The organism is Stenotrophomonas sp. 220_Sma, assembly GCF_056487375.1.
The window spans coordinates 2,132,502-2,154,259 of the sequence record NZ_CM151348.1; the positions used below are offsets into that span (position 1 = coordinate 2,132,502).

General features: G+C 66.6%; 14 protein-coding genes. 11 read left to right on the plus strand and 3 right to left on the minus strand.

The features are described 5' to 3' along the window. Positions 1 to 61 precede the first annotated feature (61 nt). The 4 genes from carA (at position 62) to ACZLIB_RS10115 (ending at position 5,975) form a co-directional block, all read left to right on the plus strand. A complete protein-coding gene (gene carA / locus ACZLIB_RS10100) occupies positions 62 to 1,189 on the plus strand; it encodes a glutamine-hydrolyzing carbamoyl-phosphate synthase small subunit (RefSeq protein WP_032128798.1) in 1,128 nt (375 codons plus the stop codon). Between the two features lie 148 nt (positions 1,190 to 1,337). Then, complete coding sequence (carB, locus tag ACZLIB_RS10105) at positions 1,338 to 4,580, plus strand: carbamoyl-phosphate synthase large subunit (RefSeq protein ID WP_032128799.1); 3,243 nt, start codon at positions 1,338 to 1,340, stop codon at positions 4,578 to 4,580. Positions 4,581 to 4,588: 8 nt separating this feature from the next. After that, positions 4,589 to 5,053 (plus strand): transcription elongation factor GreA, encoded by a 465-nt coding sequence (greA, locus tag ACZLIB_RS10110; protein ID WP_026347191.1) that lies wholly within the window; start codon positions 4,589 to 4,591, stop codon positions 5,051 to 5,053. Between the two features lie 4 nt (positions 5,054 to 5,057). Then, on the plus strand, positions 5,058 to 5,975 hold the full coding sequence (locus ACZLIB_RS10115) for a phosphoglycerate mutase (protein WP_049462102.1): 918 nt from the start codon (positions 5,058 to 5,060) through the stop codon (positions 5,973 to 5,975). Positions 5,976 to 6,086: 111 nt separating this feature from the next. On the opposite strand, the gene ACZLIB_RS10120 is transcribed toward ACZLIB_RS10115, so the two are convergent. Continuing rightward, positions 6,087 to 7,127, minus strand: a complete 1,041-nt coding sequence (locus ACZLIB_RS10120; RefSeq protein WP_180860498.1) for a DUF1176 domain-containing protein — start codon at positions 7,125 to 7,127, stop codon at positions 6,087 to 6,089. A gap of 157 nt (positions 7,128 to 7,284) precedes the next feature. Between ACZLIB_RS10120 and recJ the strand changes: the two genes are divergently transcribed. Further along, complete coding sequence (gene recJ / locus ACZLIB_RS10125) at positions 7,285 to 9,042, plus strand: single-stranded-DNA-specific exonuclease RecJ (RefSeq protein WP_478469776.1); 1,758 nt, start codon at positions 7,285 to 7,287, stop codon at positions 9,040 to 9,042. Positions 9,043 to 9,126: 84 nt separating this feature from the next. Here the strand turns inward: recJ and ACZLIB_RS10130 are convergent, their stop codons facing one another. After that, a complete protein-coding gene (locus ACZLIB_RS10130; protein ID WP_478469777.1) occupies positions 9,127 to 10,176 on the minus strand; it encodes a DUF1176 domain-containing protein in 1,050 nt (349 codons plus the stop codon). Between the two features lie 131 nt (positions 10,177 to 10,307). On the opposite strand from ACZLIB_RS10130, the gene ACZLIB_RS10135 reads away from it, so the two are divergent. Continuing rightward, complete coding sequence (locus ACZLIB_RS10135) at positions 10,308 to 13,220, plus strand: VIT domain-containing protein (protein WP_478469778.1); 2,913 nt, start codon at positions 10,308 to 10,310, stop codon at positions 13,218 to 13,220. A 119-nt stretch (positions 13,221 to 13,339) separates the two neighbouring features. Here the strand turns inward: ACZLIB_RS10135 and ACZLIB_RS10140 are convergent, their stop codons facing one another. Then, the gene (locus ACZLIB_RS10140) at positions 13,340 to 14,542 is read right to left on the minus strand and encodes an acyltransferase family protein (protein ID WP_478469780.1); all 1,203 of its coding nucleotides are present in this window, start codon (positions 14,540 to 14,542) and stop codon (positions 13,340 to 13,342) included. A gap of 175 nt (positions 14,543 to 14,717) precedes the next feature. On the opposite strand from ACZLIB_RS10140, the gene ACZLIB_RS10145 reads away from it, so the two are divergent. The 5 genes from ACZLIB_RS10145 (at position 14,718) to ACZLIB_RS10165 (ending at position 21,245) form a co-directional block, all read left to right on the plus strand. Next, entirely contained in the window at positions 14,718 to 15,578 is an 861-nt protein-coding gene (locus tag ACZLIB_RS10145; RefSeq protein ID WP_478469782.1) for a LytTR family DNA-binding domain-containing protein, read from the plus strand. A 70-nt stretch (positions 15,579 to 15,648) separates the two neighbouring features. Then, positions 15,649 to 16,774 (plus strand): peptide chain release factor 2 gene (gene prfB / locus ACZLIB_RS10150; protein WP_097048047.1). Its coding sequence is split into 2 segments (ribosomal slippage): positions 15,649 to 15,723 and positions 15,725 to 16,774, totalling 1,125 coding nucleotides; the frame shifts between segments, so codons are not numbered across the junction. A 152-nt stretch (positions 16,775 to 16,926) separates the two neighbouring features. Then, complete coding sequence (locus tag ACZLIB_RS10155; RefSeq protein WP_046985666.1) at positions 16,927 to 17,709, plus strand: helix-turn-helix transcriptional regulator; 783 nt, start codon at positions 16,927 to 16,929, stop codon at positions 17,707 to 17,709. Positions 17,710 to 18,155: 446 nt separating this feature from the next. Then, complete coding sequence (locus tag ACZLIB_RS10160) at positions 18,156 to 19,541, plus strand: NAD-dependent succinate-semialdehyde dehydrogenase (protein ID WP_478469783.1); 1,386 nt, start codon at positions 18,156 to 18,158, stop codon at positions 19,539 to 19,541. A gap of 63 nt (positions 19,542 to 19,604) precedes the next feature. After that, on the plus strand, positions 19,605 to 21,245 hold the full coding sequence (locus ACZLIB_RS10165; protein ID WP_132810043.1) for an acetolactate synthase large subunit: 1,641 nt from the start codon (positions 19,605 to 19,607) through the stop codon (positions 21,243 to 21,245). Positions 21,246 to 21,758: the final 513 nt, after the last annotated feature.

The following is a 21,758-nucleotide window of genomic DNA, read 5'->3' on the forward strand; positions in this document are numbered from 1 at the left end:
GATTTCCGTGAAGCGCAGGCGTGACTTCGGCAGCCCCCTCGGTAGCCAAAGTGAGATTCCCGTGACCCAAGCCGCAATCCTCGTCCTCGAAGACGGCACCGTATTCGAGGGCGAATCCGTAGGCGCGCCCGGCCTGTCCGTCGGTGAGGTGGTGTTCAACACCGCCATGACCGGCTACCAGGAAGTGCTGACCGACCCGTCCTACGCCCGGCAGATGGTCACGCTGACCTATCCGCATATCGGTAACACCGGCATGACCGACCAGGACAATGAAGCGTCCAAGGTGTGGTCGGCCGGCCTGATCGTGCGCGATGTTCCCCGCCGTCCCAGCAACTGGCGCAGCCAGGTGTCGCTGCAGGACTGGCTGATCCAGCGTGGCGTGGTCGCCATCGCCGGCATCGACACCCGCAAGCTGACCCGCATCCTGCGCGAGAAGGGCGCGCAGAACGGTGCGCTGATGGCCGGTGACATCGACGTGGAAAAGGCACTGGAAGCCGCCCGCAAGTTCCCGGGGCTGAAGGGCATGGATCTGGCCAAGGTCGTCACTACCGAGAAGACCTACACCTGGACCGAGGGTCAGCTGGACCTGGATGCCAACGCCTTCGTCAGCGTGCCGGCCAAATACAAGGTCGTGGCCTACGACTTCGGCGTGAAGACCAACATCCTGCGCATGCTGGCCGAGCGCGGCTGCGAAGTGACCGTGGTGCCGGCACAGACCCCGGCCGCCGAAGTGCTGGCACTGAAGCCGGACGGCGTGTTCCTGTCCAATGGCCCGGGTGACCCGGAACCGTGCGACTACGCCATCGAAGCGATCAAGACCTTCATCGACGTGAAGATCCCGACCTTTGGCATCTGCCTTGGCCACCAGCTGCTGGGCCTGGCCTCGGGCGCGCAGACCATGAAGATGGGCCACGGCCACCACGGTGCGAACCACCCGGTGCAGGACCTGGACAGCGGCCGGGTGATGATCACCTCGCAGAACCACGGCTTCGCGATCGATGAAGCGACCCTGCCGGCGACCCTGCGCGTGACCCACCGCTCGCTGTTCGATGGCACCAACCAGGGTGTCGCCCGCACCGACGTGCCGGCGTTCTCGTTCCAGGGCCACCCGGAAGCGTCGCCGGGCCCGACCGATGTCGGTCCGCTGTTCGACCGCTTCGTGGTGCTGATGGAGCAGGCCAAGGCGTGATCAGTACGCCGCCGGCCCCCCGGTGGCGTCGCGATGGACCGTAAACCCCGCAACGCTGCTGCCGCTGGCGCGGCGCTGCGGATCAAGATTCCTGATCGACAGCGTGCGATCACCCCCCTTGTCACGCTGTACTGACTTAGAGAAGAAAATGCCCAAGCGCACTGACCTCAAGACCATCCTCATCATCGGTGCTGGCCCGATCGTCATCGGCCAGGCCTGCGAGTTCGACTACTCCGGCGCCCAGGCCTGCAAGGCCCTGCGTGACGAGGGTTACCGCGTGGTGCTGGTCAACAGCAACCCGGCCACGATCATGACCGACCCGGAGATGGCCGACGCCGTCTACATCGAGCCGATCAACTGGCAGACGGTCGAGAAGATCATCGCCAAGGAAAAGCCCGATGCACTGCTGCCGACCATGGGTGGCCAGACCGCGTTGAACTGCGCGCTGGACCTGGCCGACAACGGCGTGCTGGAGAAGTACAACGTCGAGCTGATCGGCGCCAAACGCGAAGCGATCCGCATGGCCGAAGACCGCGAGCTGTTCCGCGTCGCCATGGGTGAGATCGGCCTGGAATGCCCGACCGCCGCCGTCGCCCATACCCTGGACGAAGCGCTGGAGATCCAGACCCGCGTCGGCTACCCGACCATCATCCGCCCCAGCTTCACCCTGGGCGGCAGCGGTGGCGGCATCGCCTACAACCGCGAAGAGCTGGTCGAGATCGTCAGCCGCGGCCTGGAACTGTCGCCGACTACCGAAGTGCTGGTGGAAGAGTCGGTGCTGGGCTGGAAGGAGTTCGAGATGGAAGTGGTCCGCGATACCGCGGACAACTGCATCATCGTCTGCTCGATCGAGAACCTGGACCCGATGGGCGTGCACACCGGTGACTCGATCACCGTGGCGCCGGCGCAGACCCTGACCGACAAGGAGTACCAGCGCCTGCGCGATGCCTCCATCGCCGTGCTGCGCAAGATCGGCGTCGATACCGGTGGCTCGAACGTGCAGTTCGGCATCAACCCGAAGACCGGCCGCGTGGTCGTCATCGAGATGAACCCGCGCGTGTCGCGTTCCTCGGCGCTGGCCTCCAAGGCCACCGGCTTCCCGATCGCCAAGGTCGCCGCCAAGCTGGCCGTGGGATACACCCTGGACGAACTGAAGAACGAAATCACCGGTGGCCTGACCCCGGCCTCGTTCGAGCCGTCGATCGACTACGTCGTCACCAAGATCCCGCGTTTCGCCTTCGAGAAGTTCCCGGCTGCCGACGCCCGTCTGACCACCCAGATGAAGTCGGTGGGCGAGGTGATGGCGATGGGCCGTACCTTCCAGGAGTCGGTGCAGAAGGCGCTGCGTGGCCTGGAAACCGGCAAGGTCGGCTTCGACCCGACCGGCCTGGACCTGAGCAACGAAGAAGACCTGCAGACCCTGCGTCGCGAGCTGAAGGCCCCGGGCCCGGAGCGCCTGTTCTTCGTCGCCGATGCGTTCCGCGCCGGCATGAGCGTGGAAGAGATCTACGCGCTGTCGTTCATCGATCACTGGTTCCTGGACCAGATCGAGGAAATCATCGCTGCCGAGGCTGAAGTCGCTGCTGGTGGCATCGACGCGCTGGACGCTGCACGCCTGCGCAAGCTGAAGCGCGCCGGTTTCTCCGACGCACGCCTGGCGCAGCTGACTGGTACCAACGAAGCCGCCATCCGCGCGCTCCGTCGTGCGCACAAGGTGCGCCCGGTCTACAAGCGCGTCGATTCCTGTGCCGGTGAGTTCTCCACCGGCACCGCCTACCTGTACTCGACCTACGAGGACGAGTGCGAGGCCGCGCCGAGCAACCGCGACAAGATCATGATCCTCGGTGGTGGCCCGAACCGCATCGGCCAGGGCATCGAGTTCGACTACTGCTGCGTGCACGCGGCACTGGCGCTGCGCGAGGATGGCTATGAAACCATCATGGTCAACTGCAACCCGGAAACCGTGTCGACCGACTACGACACCTCCGACCGCCTGTACTTCGAACCGCTGACCCTGGAAGACGTGCTGGAAATCGTCGAACTGGAACAGCCGAAGGGCGTGATCGTGCAGTACGGCGGCCAGACCCCGCTGAAGCTGGCGCGCGCGCTGGAAGCCAACGGCGTGCCGGTGATCGGCACCAGCCCGGACTCCATCGACCTGGCCGAAGACCGCGAGCGCTTCCAGCAGCTGGTCGACAAGCTGGGCCTGAAGCAGCCGCCGAACCGCATCGCCCGCAACGACCAGGAAGCCCTGCTGCTGGCCCGCGAGATCGGCTACCCGCTGGTGGTGCGCCCGAGCTACGTGCTGGGCGGCCGTGCGATGGAGATCGTCTACGGCGAAGCCGACCTGGCCCGCTACGTGCGCGACGCGGTGAAGGTGTCCAACGATTCGCCGGTGCTGCTGGACCGCTTCCTCGACAATGCCGTGGAGTGCGACGTCGACATCATTGCCGATGCGCAGGGCAACGTCCTGATCGGCGGCGTGATGGAGCACATCGAAGAAGCCGGCGTGCACTCGGGCGATTCCTCGTGCTCGCTGCCGCCGTACTCGCTGTCGGCTGAAACCCAGGCCGAACTGCGCCGCCAGGTGGTGGAGCTGGCCAAGGCCCTGAACGTGGTCGGCCTGATGAACACCCAGTTCGCGATCCAGACCAGCGATGAAGGTGCCGACACCATCTACCTGCTGGAAGTGAACCCGCGTGCCTCGCGCACCGTGCCGTTCGTGTCCAAGGCCACCGGCATGCCGTTGGCCAAGATCGCCGCCCGCTGCATGGCCGGCAAGACGTTGGCCGAGCAGGGCGCGACCAAGGAAATCGTGCCGGACTACTACTCGGTGAAGGAAGCGATCTTCCCGTTCGCCAAGTTCCAGGGCGTCGACCCGATCCTCGGGCCGGAGATGCGCTCCACCGGTGAGGTGATGGGCGTGGGCCGCACCTTCAACGCCGCCTTCGCGCGTGCGCAGGAAGCGGGTGGCATCAAGGCGCCGCCGGTCGGCAAGGCCTTCGTCTCGGTCCGCGATCCGGACAAGAAGCGCGTGCTGCCGGTGGCCAAGGCACTGCTGGCGCGTGGCTACAGCCTGGTCGCCACCCGCGGCACCGCCGCGTGGCTGCAGCAGCACGGCATGGACTGCGAGATCATCAACAAGGTGGTCGAGGGCCGTCCGCACATCGTCGACTCGATCAAGAACGGCGAGATCGTCTACATCGTCAACACGACCGAAGGTCGTTCGGCGATCAACGACTCGTTCTCGATCCGTCGCGAGGCGCTGCAGCACCGCGTCACCTACTCGACCACCATTGCCGGCGCCAAGGCGCTGGTGGATTCACTGGAATTCCGTGGCACCGGCCCCGTCTGGTCGCTGCAGGAGCTGCACAAGGAGTTGAATGCATGAGAGCCCCCATCACGATGAAGGGCGCGCAGAAGCTGCGCGACGAACTGGATCACCTGAAGTCGGTCAAGCGCCCGAAGGTGATCGCCGCGATCGCTGAAGCGCGTGAGCATGGCGACCTGAAGGAGAACGCCGAGTACCACGCCGCGCGCGAGGAACAGGGCTTCATCGAAGGCCGCATCAAGCAGCTGGAAGGCGAGCTGTCGCACGCCGAGATCATCGACGTGAGCAAGCTCAACGCCGGCTCCAAGGTGGTGTTCGGTGCCAGCGTGACCCTGGCCGACGTGGAAACCGACGAAGAGAAGAAGTACCAGATCGTCGGTGACCTGGAAGCGGACATCAAGCTGGGCCTGATCGCGATTTCCTCGCCGGTGGCACGCGCGATGATCGGCAAGCTGGAAGGCGATTCGATCGTGATCGACGCCCCGGCCGGCCAGCGCGAGTACGAGATCGTCAGCGTCAGCTACGTGGACTGACCCGGTGGCAACGGCGACCCTGCTGTTGCCGGCACGCAGCCGCTTTGCCGCGGCTGCGTTGCCTGATGACGTGGCGCGTGCCCTGGGCCGCGCCAATGCCTCGCAGTTCGAAGCCGGCGAGCGGGCACAGCTGCAGCGCCATTTCACGGTCGCCGCGCCGCACTGGCCGGTGGCCGCACTGAGCCGCCAGCGTGACGTCGGCGATGCTGCCGGCGCGTGCTGGCTGCGTGCCGATCCGGCCTGCATGGTGCCGGACATGCACGGTGCGCGGATGATGGCCTATGGCGAAACACTGCGGCCGACGCTGGCCGACAGCCTGGCCCTGCTGCCGGTGCTGCAGCCGTTGTTCGCCGATGCCGGGTTCGTGCTCGACGCGCCCGATCCCTCGCGCTGGTACCTGCGGCTTCCGATCGACCTGGCCCTGCCGGACTTCGACAGTCCGGACGAGGTGCTGGGCGATGACCTGTTCTCGCACCTGCCGGAAGGCGAGGGTGGCCGCCGCTGGCGGGCGCTCATGACCGAAGCGCAGGTGCTGCTGCACAACCATTCCTGGAACCAGCAGCGCGCCGCGCAGGGACAACAGCCGATCAATTCGCTGTGGTTCTGGGGTGGCGGCGTGATGCCGGTGTCGGTCAGCACGGCGCATGCGCAGGTGCGCAGTCGTGATGCCCTGCTGCAGGGCCTGGCTCTGGCGGCAGGCGTGGCCGTGGATGGCGAGCAGGCGGTGGATGCACTGGTCGACCTGCGCCAGCTGCGCTCCCTGCAGCAGCTCGGCAATGATGCGATCCGTCCGCTGCTGGCCGCGCTGAAACGTGGCGAGCTGCAGCGACTGGTGCTGGATTTCGAGGATGGCCTGCAGTTCCAGCTGGATCGTGGCCAGCGCTGGCAGTTCTGGAAAAAGCCGCGGCAGCTTCACGATTGAGCGGGATCGGATCCGTTTTCCATCGGAAAACGGCTCTGACCCTGGACGTTTGCCGGGGTTGCCGGCCAGCGGCCGGCACTAGCGCAGGTAACGGGCGAAGCCCTGCCGGCATCAACGAACCTCGCTGACCACCGTCGGCAGCGTCCAGTGCCCACCGAGCATATTGCGACACTGGCCAGTCGTGAAATCGCTGCTCTTCACGAAGCGCTCGCCGTCCCAGACCCAGTCATTTGCGGAGATGCAATCACCGACACCGCGGCCCCGGAAACGGCCTCGCAACGTAGCGTCATCGCGGTCAAAATCTTCGGCCAGGTCGGTGACAAAGGTCGCCTGGTACGGCGATTTGTCTCGCACCACCCAGTAGCCGTTGCTCATGTTGTAGGGCCCCACGAAGCAGCTGGTGCTTGCCAGCACATGCTGGGCGTCCAGTCGCTGGATCTCGATCTCATCTTTCCCCCCATCGCTCAGGCGACCGCACACATCCGGCTTCGGCAAGCTGCCGATCAACGCCTTGCGCAGGCCCGGTGCTTTCGCCAGCGCCGCGTCCGCGGCGCGCGGTTCCACCAGCGTGCCGCGCATGATCACCGGCACCGGCAATGCCGCAGGCACGTTCGCTTCGGCCTTGTGGCCGCGTCGCACCAGCGCACCCGGCGTGCCCAGCCGGCCCTGTGCCTCGTCCATCTTCAGCAGTACGGCCGCTGCACCGCTGTCGGAGATCGGCCAGACCTTGCCCTTGCCGTCGATGATCTCGATGCGTGCCTGGCGGGGCAGTGCGGCGACCAGTGCATCGGTCTGTGCCTGCTGCAACAACTCTTTGTCCCCGTCGCCCGTGTCGCGCACCGGGCCCAGGTGCTTGCCGTTCAGGCGCAGGCGCAGCGCTCCGGTTGGCGTTGGGCTTACACCGTCCTCGCCATTGCGCAGCCGTGCGAACACCTTCGTGCCCGGACCACCTGCGCGTTCCAGCATCAGACTGAGCAGGTTACCTGCAGCTTGCGGGCTGTATCCAGCCGCGCGGCAGGTGCGGGTGTTGTCACAGGCCAGCGACCAGTCGTTGTGCTCGAATTCGACCCCCGCCTTGGGCTCAGGTGTGGCGGCGTAAGCGGCCGGGGCCACGACGAGCGCCAACAGCGCGGTCTGCAGAGTGCGAAGCATTGGAAGATGTTCGTTGCAGGGCAGGCAAGCATGGAAGATGCGCCCGCGAAAACCAACTGCTCTGTCAAGAGTCAGAGACCTGCGTCCGCAGAGGCAGCCGACCGGGGCGGAGGTCGCACGCTATGATGTGCGGGTCTTCCGTAACCCGGCGATGCCGATGTCCCTTGCCGCCGATGCTGCGCATTCCTCCTCTGATACGCCGATGATCCGCCGCCGCGATGCGGTCGCGCCCGGCAGCTGGCCGGAGGGCACGCTGCCGCTGCTGGCGCGGCTTTACGCCAGTCGTGGTGCAGGCACACCCGAACTGGCGCTGCCGAAGCTGGGCAGCCTGCATGCGCCCGAGCTGCTGACCGGCATCGACGATGCAGTGGGCCTGCTGGTCGAGGCCATCGCCAACGATAAGCGCATCCTGGTGGTCGGCGATTTCGACTGCGATGGTGCTACCGCCTGTGCGGTCGGTGTGCGCGGCCTGCGCATGCTCGGCGCGCAGCATGTTTTCCACGCGGTGCCGAACCGCATGGTGCACGGCTATGGCCTGTCGCCGTCGCTGGTGGAGGAGCTGGCCGAGCTGCAGCCGGACCTGCTGGTCACGGTCGATCACGGCATTGCCTGCCATGCGGGTGTGACTGCGGCCAAGGCGCGTGGCTGGCAGGTGCTGGTCACCGACCATCATCTTCCCGGCCCGCAGCTGCCGCCTGCCGATGTCATCGTTGATCCGAATCTGGACGGCGATGCCTTCCCCAGCAAGTCGTTGGCCGGTGTCGGCGTGATCTTCTACGTGCTGATGGCGCTGCGCCGGCAGATGCGCGAGGCCGGCGTCTTTGCCGATGGCAAGGGGCCGGACCTGACCACGCTGCTGGACCTGGTGGCGGTCGGCACCGTTGCCGACCTGGTGGCACTGGATCCGAACAACCGTGCGCTGGTCAGTGCGGGCCTACGCCGTCTACGCGCAGGGCAGGGCTGTGTCGGCCTGCGTGCGCTGATCGAAGCCAGTGGCCGTGATGCCGCGCGACTGACCGCCACCGATATCGGCTTCGCACTCGGCCCGCGCCTGAACGCGGCGGGCCGGCTGGAAGACATGGCGCTGGGCATCGCGCTGCTGCTGACCGAAGACCCGCGCCAGGCGCGCGAGATCGCGCAGACGCTGGAGCAGATCAATTCGGAACGGCGCGCGGTGCAGCAATCGATGACCGATGATGCCGAGCAGGCGTTGACCCGCGTGGTGCTGGACATGGCCGGGCAGCGCCCGGTGGCGGCCTGCCTGTTCGACGCCGATTGGCACCCGGGCGTGGTCGGCCTGGTCGCGTCGAAGATGAAGGATCGCCTGCATCGCCCGGTGATCGCCTTCGCGCCTGCAGAACCCGGTGCCGACACGCTGCGTGGCTCGGCGCGCTCGATTCCCGGCCTGCATATCCGTGACGCGCTGGCACTGGTCGACGCGCGCCATCCGGGCCTGATCGAACGCTTCGGTGGCCACGCCATGGCGGCCGGTCTCAGCCTGCGGCTTGATCACGTCGATGACTTCAAGGCGGCCTTCGTGGCTGTCGTGCTGGAAATGCTCGACCCCGCGGCATTGCAGCAGCAGGTGTTGAGCGACGGCGAACTGGCCGCGGACGAGCTGGATCATCGCCACGCCGATGCGTTGCGCCTGGCTGGGCCGTGGGGCCAGGGCTTCCCCGAACCGCTGTTCGATGGCCACTTCGAGGTGGCCAACTGGCGCGTGTTGAAAGAGCGCCACCTGAAGCTGGAGCTGCGCCTGCCCGGCGTACCCGGCACGATCAACGCGATCCATTTCGGTGGCTGGCACGGCAACGCGCCGGGCCGCCATGTGCATCTCGCCTACCGGCTGGCCTGCGATGACTATCGCGGCGGCAGCGCCATCCAGCTGATCGTGGAGCACTGCCTGCCTGCATGAAAAAAGGGGACGGAGGGGATTAAGTCGCTAGTGCCTTGTTTGCCACTTGCGACTTAATCCCCTCCGTCCCCTTTTTCTGTGGCGTTAGCGGACCTCGCTGACCAGCATCGGCAGATCCCATGTGCCACCGGGCACGCCCCGGCATAGCCCAGGTGCCACCTCGGACGTCGCGATGAAGTTCGTCCCGTCCCACGTCCAGGCTGCGTGCGACATGCAGTCAGCGAGGCCGCGGCCCTTCTGCGCGGCAATGATCTGGCCGTCGGCGTAGTCGATCGCATCGCTGGTCACCCATTGCGCCTGGAACGGCGCCTGCGGGCGCGCGACCCAATAGCCATCGCCGATGTTGTAGGCCCCGCGCCAACACGGGACCGTGACCAGCACATGCTGCGCGTCCAGGCGCTGGACCTGCAGCGGGGAGTTGCTGAGCGGAACGTCGGCGTCGGTTTCCTGCAGGCCCTCGCATCTGTCGTCCTCCAGCGTGGCGCGCAGTGCCGCGCGCAGGGCGGGTGAGGCGGCCAGCCGAGCAAACGCGGGATCATCCGGAGTCGAGTCCAGGGTAGCGGCCTTGCGTACAACCGGCACCGGAAGTGCGGCGGGAACGCCGGACTCAGGCGTGCTGCCCCTGCGCATCACGGCGCCGGGCGTGCCGAGGCGGCCCTGGTACTCATCGATCTTCAGCAGTACCGCTGCGGCACCCTTGTCCGACAGCGGCCAGCGATGGCCAGCGTCATCGGTCACGCTGATTCCTCCATCGCGTACCAGTGCGGACAACAGTGCGCTGGTCTGCGCGGCATTCAAGCTGTGCGTGCCTTCGCCCTTCACGGGAGCCAGTACGCCCAGGTCCTGGCGCTGGATGCGCAGATGCAGCGCGCCCTTGGGCTGGGTCTGGCCTTCTTCCGGCTGCAGCGTCAGGCGGCCCTGGATGGCCTGATCCGGGCCGCCCTTGCGGGTGAGCAGCACACTCAGGGTGCTGCCATCGTCGGTGGCGTAGCCGGCGGCGCGGCAGGTCAAGGTGTTGTCACAGGCCACGACCCAGTCGTGGTGCTGGAAATACAGACTCTTGGCCGGAGCCGCAGCAAGCGCTGTCAGGGGGCAGGCCAGTGCCAACAGAGTGGCCAGCAGGGGCAATCGCATCGGCATCCTTGCGCGTGTGGGAGCGTGGGGCATGGTGCCTGTGGATGGGGGCAAAGAAAAGCCGCGCACGGTCCAACCCCATTCCGGGTGTCCGTGCGTTCAAATGTCCACGATCCCACTGGAGCCCTGTCATGGTCTTCGTCCGTTGCTGCGCTGTGTTGTTGCTGGCCCTCGCGGCTGGGCCTGTCGGCGCTCAGGCGCCACGTATTGCCAGGCCGCAAGCCACCACCCCGCTGTTGATCGCGCCTGCCGCCGAACAGCCGGTGCAGCTGCAGCGTGCCCGCATCGAAGGCGAGGTCCAGGCCGGCATCGCCCAGACCAGGATCACCCTCGAATTCCACAACCCGAACCGACGCGTGCTGGAGGGCGAGCTGCAGTTCCCGCTGGCCGATGGCCAGCAGATCAGCGGCTTCGCACTGGACATCAACGGTGAACTGCGTGACGCCGTGCCGGTGCCCAAGGACCGTGGCCGCCAGGTGTTCGAGGAAATCGCCCGCCGCGGTGTCGACCCGGGCCTGCTGGAACAGACTGCCGGCAACCAGTTCCGCCTGCGTATCTATCCGCTGCCGGCCGGCGGCAACCGGCGCCTGCAGCTGGTGATTCGCGAACCGCTGGCCTTCGCCGGCCAGGGCTGGCAGTGGACGCTGCCGCTGCAGTTCGCCGCTGGCGCTGCATCGGTCGAGTTGAAGCTGCAGGCGCCGGAAGCGGCCACCGCAGGTACGGCTCCGTTCCGCATCAACGCGGGCCAGCTGCACTGGCAGGGAAAGGGCGCGCAGTTGCCGTCGCAGCTGCAGTGGAGCCTGCCCGCAGCACGTCAGGCGCAGGTCCAAGTGGCGCCCTGGCAGGACGGGCACTACCTGTTGGCGCAGCTGCCGGTGTCGCCCAGCAGCACGCCCCGCACGTTGCCCAGCGAGATCGGCCTGCTGTGGGATGGCTCCGGTTCGGCGGGCCAGCGCGACCGCACACGTGAGTTCGCCTTGCTGGATCGCTATTTCGCAGCGCTGGGTGACGGCACCGTGGCGTTGACCGTGCTGCGCGACCGCGCGGAACCGGTGCGTCGCTTCCGTGTCCGTGCGGGCAACTGGAGCGAGCTGCGTGCAGCACTCCAGGCCGTACGCCCGGACGGTGCCAGCGCCCTGGCGCAGTGGCAGCCGCAGCCGAACGTGAAGGAATACCTGCTGGTCAGCGATGGACTGTTGACCTATGGACCGGAAGCATTGCCAGCACTCGCACCGGAGCAGCGCCTGTTCGCGGTCAGCAGTGCTGGTGCGCGAACCGATGCAGTGCGCCTGCGTGGCTGGAGCGAAGCCCATGGCGGACGCTTCGTCGCGCTGGGCAAGGATGTTGATGCGGCTGCGCGGGAACTGCTGTCGTCGCCGTTGGACGTACAGGTGGATGCGGGCCGTGGCGTACAGGATGTTGTGATCGATCGTCGCAGCGAGGCCGAAGGCTGGCTATGGCTGCATGCTCGCCTTGCGGCGGACGGCGTGCCGATGCGCGTACGCGTCGGCGGCGGTGAATGGCAGGCACTGCCGGCAACGCAGAAAAGTGACGACGGTGAGCTGCTGGCCGGCTTGTGGGCGCAGGCCCGTCTGCAGCAACTCGGCGCCGACCGTCGAGGCAACCGCGAGGCAATGCAACTGCTGTCGCAGCAGTTCGGCCTGGTCGGTCCGGATACCTCGCTGATCGTGCTGGAAACGCTGGAGGACTACCTGCGCTACGCGATCCGCCCGTCCGGCAAACTGCGCGCCGAGTACGATGCCCGCTTCGCACGGCAGGTGAGCGATCGCGCCGCTGCCGATCGCCAGCGCCTGGACCAGGTTGCCGCACGTTGGAGGGAGCGCCAGCAGTGGTGGAACCGAAGCTGGCCGAAGGGAGCGCCTCCGCAGTTGAAGGGCGGGGCGCTGGAAGTTGCATCCGCGGATTACGCGATGGACTCGGCGCCGGTGGCGATGCTCGCTGCGCCGGCCCCCGCGGCACCGCCCGCGCCGGCACCGATGGCCGCCGCTGCCGAGCAGCGCATGGAAGCCAGCAGCGCGCGTGCACGTCGCTCAGCGTCCGCATCGAACAAGGCCCTGGATTCAATCACGGTCACTGGTGGTCGTGTCGCTGCGCCCGCTGCCGCCAACGAGGGCGAGCTCGGCATCCAGCTGGCGGCCTGGCAGCCGGACTCGGCCATCGCCCGGCGGCTGCGCCAGGGCCCGGCGTCGCAACTGTATGACCGCTACCTGTCCGAGCGCGATGCACATGCCGACAGCAGCGCGTTCTTCCTCGATGTGGCCGATCTGTTGCTGGAGCAGGGTCAGCGCGAACTTGCACTGCGCGTGCTGTCGAACCTGGCCGAGATGGACCTGGACAACCGCCACCTGCTGCGTGTGCTCGGCTACCGGCTGATGCAGGCCGATGCCCCGGCACTGGCGGTGCCGGTGTTCGAGCAGGTGCTGGCGATGGGCCAGGAGGAACCGCAGAGCTTCCGCGATCTTGGCCTGGCACTGGCGGCTGCGGGCAAGCCGCAGCAGGCGTTGGCGCCGCTGTACCAGGTGGTGGTGCGGCCGTGGGACAACCGCTTCGACGGCATCGCCCTGATCGCGCTGGATGAGCTGAACAACCTGGTGGCACGCAGCACGCCACGGCTGGATACCCGCAGCATCGACCCGCGCCTGCTGCAGGCGATGCCGCTGGACCTGCGCGTGGTGCTGTCGTGGGATGCCGACAACAGCGACATGGACCTCTGGGTGACCGACCCGAACGGCGAGCGCGCGTACTACGGCAACCGCCTGACCTACCAGGGCGGGCAGATGTCGCAGGACTTCACCGGCGGCTATGGTCCCGAGCAGTTCTCGCTGCGCAATGCCAAGCCCGGCAAGTACAAGGTGGAGGCGAACTACTTCGGCAGCCGCCAGCAGCTGGTGACCGGTGCGACGACACTGATGCTGCGGCTGACCACGCACTGGGGCACGCCGAAGCAGAAGGACCAGATGGTCACGATGCGGCTGAAGGATCGTGCCGAGACTGTGCTGGTGGGCGAGTTCGAGGTGAAATGATCGATCCCGGGCTTTTGTAGAGTCGAGCTTGCTCGACTGCCTCAAGGTGGAGCCGAGCCCATGCTAGGCTCACGGCAGAAGCAGCCGAGCGTGGGCTCGGCTCTACAACGGCACCGAACTCAGCGCGCCGTTGCGGCGCGTGCAATCGGCGACGCTGGCGGATCGGCGCGCAGGCCGAACAGCGGCCGCAGCCAGCGCGAGCGGCGGATCAGCAGCTCGTGGATCAGCAGGCAGCCGCCGATGGTACCGGCCAGCAGCAGGGCCGGTTCCATCCACGGGCCCAGTTGTAGTGGCTTGAGCCAGAACAGCAGCCCGATGATCAGGCTCTGGTGCAGCATGTACCACGGATAGATGGCTTCGGTGCAGTACGGCAACCAGCGGAACGGGCGATCAAGGAAGACCTTTCCCCAGCCCAGGATGGCCAGCAGCGCGGTCCATACGTACAGCGACTGGCTGGTTCGGACCTGCAGGTCCCAGAACGGTTCGGGCCATTGCCGCAGGGGGGAATCGGCCGCCAGCACCTGGTCAAGGATGCGCAGGCCCATGTACCAGCCGACCGCCGCCAGCGCCAGCCACAGCGTGGTGCGGCGCAGGGCCACCACCCGTTCCCAGAACAGTGGCTCGCGACCCAGCAGGTAGCCTGCCAAGAATACTGTGGCGTACTTCGCGTGCTGGTACCAGTCACCGAGCAGCGCATTGGTGGACGGATAGATCGGCTCCAGCCAGATCACCCAGGCCAGCAACAGGGCGAACGGAATGCCAATCAGCAGCGCGGGCGAGGCTGCAACGCGTGCCATCGCGCCGCGCACTACTGTCGTTCCCAGCAATGGCATCAACAGGGCCAGCGCCAGGGTGTAGTTCCACAGGTAGGCCAGGTACCACAGGTGGTTCCAGGTGATGCCGTACTGCCAGCCGGCGAAGCTGCCTTCCGGCCAGGGCCGCACCTGCCAGTAGCGCAGCAGGAAGTGGCCGAAGCCCGGCGCTACATGGCCGTTGGCCACGCCTTCGCAGTACGGCTGGATCGGTACGATCACGAACATGCCGAACAGCAGGGGCAACAGCAGCTTCCAGGTGCGCAGGCAGGCGAAGCGCAGCAACCTGCCTTCGGGTCGCATCAGTGCGATGGCGATGCCCGAGATCAGGAACAGCAATGACATCCGCCAGCGATTGACGAACACCATCGGCCACTGCAGCCATTCGGCCGTGTGCACGCTCTTGAGGTGGAAGCCCCAGTCGTCCACATAGGCCATGGCGGTGTGATAGAGGATCAGCAGGGCGAAGGCGAACACGCGCAGGGCGTCGATGTCGTGGCGTCGGGTCATGGGGGTGGTGTGCCGGAGAGTCGAGCCAAGGTGACGCCGCCCGGTCCGAGCAGCGACTTCCAAGGGGCCGCCGGAAGCCGCGCAGTGACCAATGGCGGGGGTGGTGGGACCAATGGAGCCGCTACCCTCGGTCCCTTGAGGCAGGCTGGAGCACCGCAACGACATGGATGCAGCAATGACCCAGGGCCGACCACCGCGCTGGCGCACGTCAACCCGCCTGCTGGTATGGGCGGCCATCCTGTCCGCTTCAGCAGTGACCAATGCGCTGGTGGAAGTGATGGATGCCGGACGTCGCGGCGCCGATCTCGGCCTGTGGGAACCGATGATCTGGGAGTTCAGCAGCCTCGGCCTGATCCTGTTGACCCTGCCACTGCTGTGGTGGGGCTGCGAGCGTTGGCCGCTGCATGCCGATACCTGGAAGCAGCGATTGCCGCTGTATCTGCTGGCCAGCGTCGGCTGGTCGCTGCTGCACGTGGTGGGGATGATGCTGCTGCGGCACCTGGCCTATGGAGCGCTGGGCTATCGGTACCAGGACGATGCCGGCTGGCTGGAGCGTTTTGCGTACGAATACCTGAAGGATGTACGCACGTTTGCGATGTTCGTGGCACTGGAGCACTTTGCGAGCTGGTTTGGCCGGCGCCGGCAGGGTGAGGCGCACCTGCTGGCCGAGCCCGATGTCGGCCCGCCGGTGGAGCCGGTCGAGCGCCCCCAGCACTTCCTGGTGCGCAAGCTGGGCAAGGAGTTCCTGGTCGCCACCGCCGACGTGGAGTACGCCCAGGCGGCGGGGAACTACGTGAACCTGCGGGTACGCGGCCACGACTACCCGCTGCGGATCACCATGGCGGTACTGGAACAGCGGCTGGACCCGGGTGAGTTCCTGCGCCCGCACCGCAGCTGGCTGATTCATCGGGGCCAGCTGCGCTCGATCGAGCCGCTGGACGGCGGCGAGGCCCTGCTGCACATGGCCGACGGGGCGAAGGTGCCCTGCAGCCGGCGCCAGCTGCCGCTGCTGCGGCAGGCGCTGGGGGCAGGGTGAGGCCCTCATTCCGGGCATCCCCGGCCTGCGGTATCATTACCAGTCATCTTTTGAATGCATAACCGCCGACATGATCGAACTGAATCCTGTCCGCCAGCGCATCACCGATCTGACCGATCGCGTGCTGTCGCTTCGGGGGTATCTTTGACTACGACGCCAAGAAAGAGCGTCTTGAAGAAGTAACGCGGGAGCTGGAAAGCCCCGACGTCTGGAACAACGCCGAATACGCCCAGAACCTGGGCCGCGAGCGTTCCAGCCTGGAAAAGACCGTGGGCGGCATCGCCTCGGTGCTGGACGGCCTGGCTGATGCCACCGAACTGCTTGAGCTGGCTGAGTCCGAACAGGACGAGGACACCGCGCTGGCCGTGGTCGCCGACCTGGACAAGCACCAGTCGCACGTGGAGAAGCTGGAGTTCCAGCGCATGTTCTCCGGCGAGATGGACAATGCTGCCGCGTTCGTCGACATCCAGGCCGGTGCCGGTGGCACCGAAGCCCAGGACTGGGCCGAGATCCTGCTGCGCATGTACCTGCGCTGGTGTGAATCGCGCGGCTGGAAGACCGAGCTGATGGAAGTCTCCGGTGGCGACGTCGCCGGCATCAAGTCGGCCACGCTGCGCGTGGAAGGCGACTATGCCTACGGCTGGCTGAAGACCGAGACCGGCGTGCACCGCCTGGTGCGCAAGTCGCCGTTCGACTCGGACAACCGCCGCCACACCAGCTTCACCTCGGTGTTTGTGTCGCCTGAAATCGATGACAACATCGACATCACCATCAACCCGGCCGACCTGCGGACCGACGTGTACCGTTCGTCCGGTGCCGGTGGCCAGCACGTGAACAAGACCGAGTCGGCGGTGCGAATCACCCACATCCCGACCAATATCGTCGTGGCCTGCCAGACCGGCCGCAGCCAGCACCAGAACCGCGACAACGCGATGAAGATGCTGGCCGCCAAGCTGTATGAGCTGGAGATCCAGAAGCGCAACGCCGAAAAGGACGCCGTGGAAGCCACCAAGTCCGACATCGGCTGGGGCAGCCAGATCCGCAATTACGTGCTCGACCAGAGCCGTATCAAGGACCTGCGCACCGGCATCGAGCGTTCGGATACGCAGAAGGTGCTCGACGGCGACCTGGACGAGTTCGTCGAAGCCAGCCTGAAGGCCGGCCTGGCCGTGGGCTCCAAGCGCGTCGATGCCTGATCGACGTGCCTGCGCGGAGATCGTCACCCTCGCGCGCAACGCCGAGGGTGGTTGAACCGTTTTTGTGTAGAGCCGAGCCATGCTCGGCTGCTTTTCGCGAGCTGGCGGACGCGTCGAGCATGGCTCGACGCTACAAAGGGTAGGACGGGCCGATGATGCGCAGCGAAAGTGAACGCAAGGAACTCGGCGGCTTCCTCAAGGCCTGCCGCGCCCGTGTCGATCCCGCCACGCTCGGCCTCCCGGCCGGGCGTCGGCGCACCCCGGGCCTGAAGCGGGAGGAAGTCGCACTGGCGATCGGCGTCAGCGTCAGCTGGTACACCTGGATCGAACAGGGCCGCGAAGTGCGCGCTTCGCCGGAGGTGCTTGAGCGCTTGGCGCAGGTACTGCGCATGAGTGACGACGAGCGCGCCTATGCGTTCGCGCTGTCCGGCTACGGTGTGCCACTGGAATCTCCCGACGAGACGGTGACCGATGGCCTGCGCCAGCTGGTCGAAGCCATGCAGCCGATCCCGGCCTACGTGCGCAATACCCGTTACGACATCCTGGCCTGGAACCCGGCCATCGCCGACCTGTTCGTGGACTACAGCCAGCTGGCGCCACATGAGCGCAACACGCTGCGGCTGATGTTCCTGTACCCGCCGTACCGCACGCTGATCCTCAACTGGGAAGAAATGACCCGCGGCCTGCTGGCCGGCTTCCGCGCGGCGATGGCGCAGGCGCCGGACAAGGCCCCGTTCCTGGCGCTGGCCGAGGACATCGCCGCGCACAGCGAGGAGTTCCGCCAGTGGTGGCCGGAGCACGACGTGCGCCGCTTCGACGAAGGTGCGAAGAAGCTGAACCACCCAACGCGCGGGTTGCTGGACCTGCAGTACGTGGCGCTGGTGCCGGAGAGCCGGCACGACCTGTCACTGGTTACCTACCTGCCGCGTAGGTAGGGGGTTGTTCGGCAGGGCTTGCAGCCCTGCACCTGCTTCAAGCCGAAGCAACGGCAACAGCAACAGCGAGCTATCCGTGGCTTGGCGGGGCGGTGTCGGAGTGCGGGGACGCCGCAAGTACGTCCGTGTAGGCTTGGCAGCCGCTTGCTCGTGTGCGCAGGACTGCGCACACGAGCAAGCGGCGACCGAGCTACATGGACGTACTTGCAGCGACCCCCGCAACCGGACCCACCCCGCCATCCCGCAGGAAACCAGCTGTTGCTGTTGCTTCGGCTGTTGCTGTTGCTTCGGCGGGTGCAGGGCGCAGCCCTGCCAAGAGCTCCCCATTCAGGCAGGTAAGTGCAGGTCACAGGATAAGCAGACGCCTTGTTGCCTCCGCCAATCGGGTCCACATTCCTGTGCAGGAGACGGGCCGCCGCCCGTTGTCGAGACACCAGGAGACCTGCATGTCCGCTGCCCCCAGCACCGCCATTTCCCGCGATCCGGCCACCGGCCAGCAGATCGCCAGCCATCCCTTTGCCACCGACGCCGAACTGGAAACAATCCTGGATCGCGGCCAGGTTGGCTTCGCGGCCTGGAGCGCCAAGAGCCTTGAACAGCGTGCAGACGTACTGCGTGCGATGGCGGTGGTACTGCGCCGTGACCGTGAAAAGCTGGCTGCACTGGCCACCGCCGAGATGGGCAAGGTGCAGGCCGAATCGCTGGCCGAGATCGAGAAGTGCGCCGTGCTGTGCGACTGGTACGCCGACCACGGTGCGCAGTTCCTGCGCGACGAACCGACCCAGGTGCCCGACGACAAGGCCTACGTGTCCTACCTGCCGCTGGGCGTGGTGCTGGGCATCATGCCGTGGAACTTCCCGTACTGGCAGGTGATGCGCGCGGCGGTGCCGATCCTGATGGGCGGCAACGGCTTCCTACTGAAGCCGGCCGAAAACATCGTCGGTACCGCGCAGCTGCTCGACGCGGCTTGGCGCGATGCCGGTCTGCCGGAAGGCACCTTCATCGCCGCCAACATCAGCCGCGACGGCACCAGCCGCGCGATCGCAGATGATCGCATTGCTGCGGTCACCTTGACTGGCAGCGTGGCCGCCGGCCGCAGCATCGCCGCCCAGGCCGGGCAGGCGCTGAAGAAGGTGGTGCTGGAACTGGGCGGCTCGGATCCGTTCATCGTGCTGGCCGACGCCGATCTGGACGCTGCCGTCGATGCGGCGGTGACCTCACGCTTCCAGAACACCGGGCAGGTCTGCATCGCCGGCAAGCGCATCATCGTTGAAGACGCGGTGTACGACCGCTTCGTGGCGCAGTTCTGCCAGAAGGTGCAGGCGCTGACCATCGGCGACGGCCGTGAAGCCGGCAACCGTATCGGCCCGATGGCACGCCAAGACCTGCTGGAACAGCTGGACGCGCAGGTACGGGCCTCGGTGGACGCGGGCGCGAAGCTGCTGGTCGGCGGCCATCAGCTGGATCGCCCAGGCGCGTTCTATGCCCCCACCGTGCTGGCGGACGTGGAGCCGGGCATGCAGGCTTTCGATACCGAGACCTTTGGTCCGGTTGCCTCGATCAGCCGTGCCCGCGATGCCGACCATGCGGTGGAACTGGCCAACCAGAGCGAGTTCGGCCTCAGCGGCAACCTGTGGAGCGGCGACCGCGCACGGGCCATGCAGCTGGCGCGCCGGCTGCAGACCGGCGGCGTGTTCGTCAACGGTTTTTCCGCCTCTGACCCGCGCGTGCCGATCGGCGGCGTGAAGAAGAGCGGCTTCGGCCGCGAGCTCTCGCACTTCGGCATCCGCGAATTCGTCAACGCGCAGACGGTGTGGTTCGACAAGCGTTGACGCGCAGCTTCCATCCTTCCTGCAACGATCCATCATCAGTCCAGCGAAAAGGACGGCATTCCAATGTCCAAGGGTTCAGATCTGCTCGTCGCCGCGCTTGAGAACGAAGGCGTCGAGCGTATTTTCGGTATTCCCGGCGAAGAGAATCTCGACGTGGTCGAGTCGCTGCGCCATTCCAGCATCGAGCTGGTCATCACCCGCCACGAACAGGCGGCCGTGTTCATGGCGGCCACCTATGGCCGCCTGACCGGCAAGCCGGGCGTGTGCCTGGCCACGCTTGGCCCGGGCGCGCTCAACTTCACCACCGGTGCCGCCTACGCGCTGCTTGGCGCGTGGCCGGTGATCATGATCACTGGCCAGAAGGGCATCGTCGCCAGCAAGCAGGCGCGTTTCCAGATCGTCGACATCGTCAGCACCATGAAGCCGCTGACCAAGCAGGCGCGGCAGATTGTCTCGGCGCGCACCATTCCGACCATCGTCCGCGAGGCATTCCGTACCGCGCTGGAAGAGCGCCCGGGCCCGGTGCTGCTGGAGCTGCCCGAAGACATCGCGGCCGATGAGGTCGGGGAGGTGGCGCTGATTCCGCCGCACGCGGTGGATCGTCCCATTGCCAGTCCGGAAGCACTGGACCGCGCGGCGGAGATCATCCGCAATGCCAGGCGCCCGCTGCTGATGATCGCCTCGGCGGCGTCGCGGCCGCAGTCCAGCGAAGCGCTGTCGGCGTTCGTGTTGCGCGCGGGCATTCCGTTCTTCACCACGCAGATGGGCAAGGGCGCGGTGGCCGGTGGTTCGGGCCTGTACATGGGCACCGCCGCGCTGACCGAGCGCGACTACGTGCACATGGCGATCGACCAGGCCGACGTGATCGTGACGATCGGCCACGAGGTCACCGAGAAGCCGCCGTTCGTGATGCGCCCGGGTGGGCCGACCGTGATCCATATCGGCTATTCGCAGGCAGCGGTGGAGCAGGTGTACTTCCCGCAGGTGGAAGTGATCGGTGACATCGGCCGTTCGCTGACCCAGCTGGCCGACCGTATCGAAGGTGCAGTGCCGAACGCCGACGCGCTGCTGCCGCTGCGCGCGACCATTCTGGAACACTTGGCTGACCGTGCCGAGGAAGCTGGATTCACCCCGCAGCGGCTGGTGCACGACGTGCGCCAGGTGATGCCGCCGGACGGCATCGTGGCGCTGGACAACGGCATGTACAAGATCTGGTTTGCGCGCAATTACCGCACCCAGGTGGCCAATACGCTGCTGCTGGACAACGCGCTGGCGACGATGGGCGCGGGCCTGCCGTCGGCGATCATGGCCTCGATCCTGTACCCGCAGCGGCGGGTGCTGGCGGTGTGCGGCGATGGCGGTTTCATGATGAACAGCCAGGAGCTGGAGACCGCGCGGCGGCTGGGCCTGAACCTGGTGGTGCTGATCCTCAACGACGGCGCCTACGGGATGATCCGCTGGAAGCAGGCGGTGGATGGCTTCACCGACTACGGCATGACGTTCAGTAACCCGGATTTCGTGAAGTATGCGGAAGCCTATGGCTGCAAGGGGCATGAGGTGACGGCCATCGAGCAGTTCATCCCCACGCTGGAGGCGGCGTTCAACGAGGGTGGGGTGCACCTGGTATCGGTGCCGATCGACTACTCGGAGAACCAGCGGGTGCTGGTGGACGAGCTGCGGCAGGCGTTTCCCGGGAACGGTTGACGCCTACCGGGGCATCGGTTCCCCGGAATCCGGTAGGTGTCGACCTTGGTCGACACAGGGACCGCCAACCAAGGTTGGCGGCTACCAGAGCGGCGGGCAGCGGACCTGGTAGGTGTCGACCTTGGTCGACACGATGGAGCGCCAACCAAGGTTGGCGGCTACCAGGCGGCGGGCAGTGGGCCTGGTAGGTGTCGACCTTGGTCGACACGATGGAGCGCCAACCAAGGTTGGCGGCTACCAGAGCGGCGGGCAGCGGACCTGGTAGGTGTCGACCTTGGTCGACACGATGGAGCGCCAACCAAGGTTGGCGGCTACCAGGCGGCGGGCAGTGGGCCTGGTAGGTGTCGACCTTGGTCGACACGATGGAGCGCCAACCAAGGTTGGCGGCTACCAGAGCGGCGGGCAGCGGACCTGGTAGGTGTCGACCTTGGTCGACACGATGGAGCGCCAACCAAGGTTGGCGGCTACCAGGCGGCGGGCAGTGGGCCTGGTAGGTGTCGACCTTGGTCGACA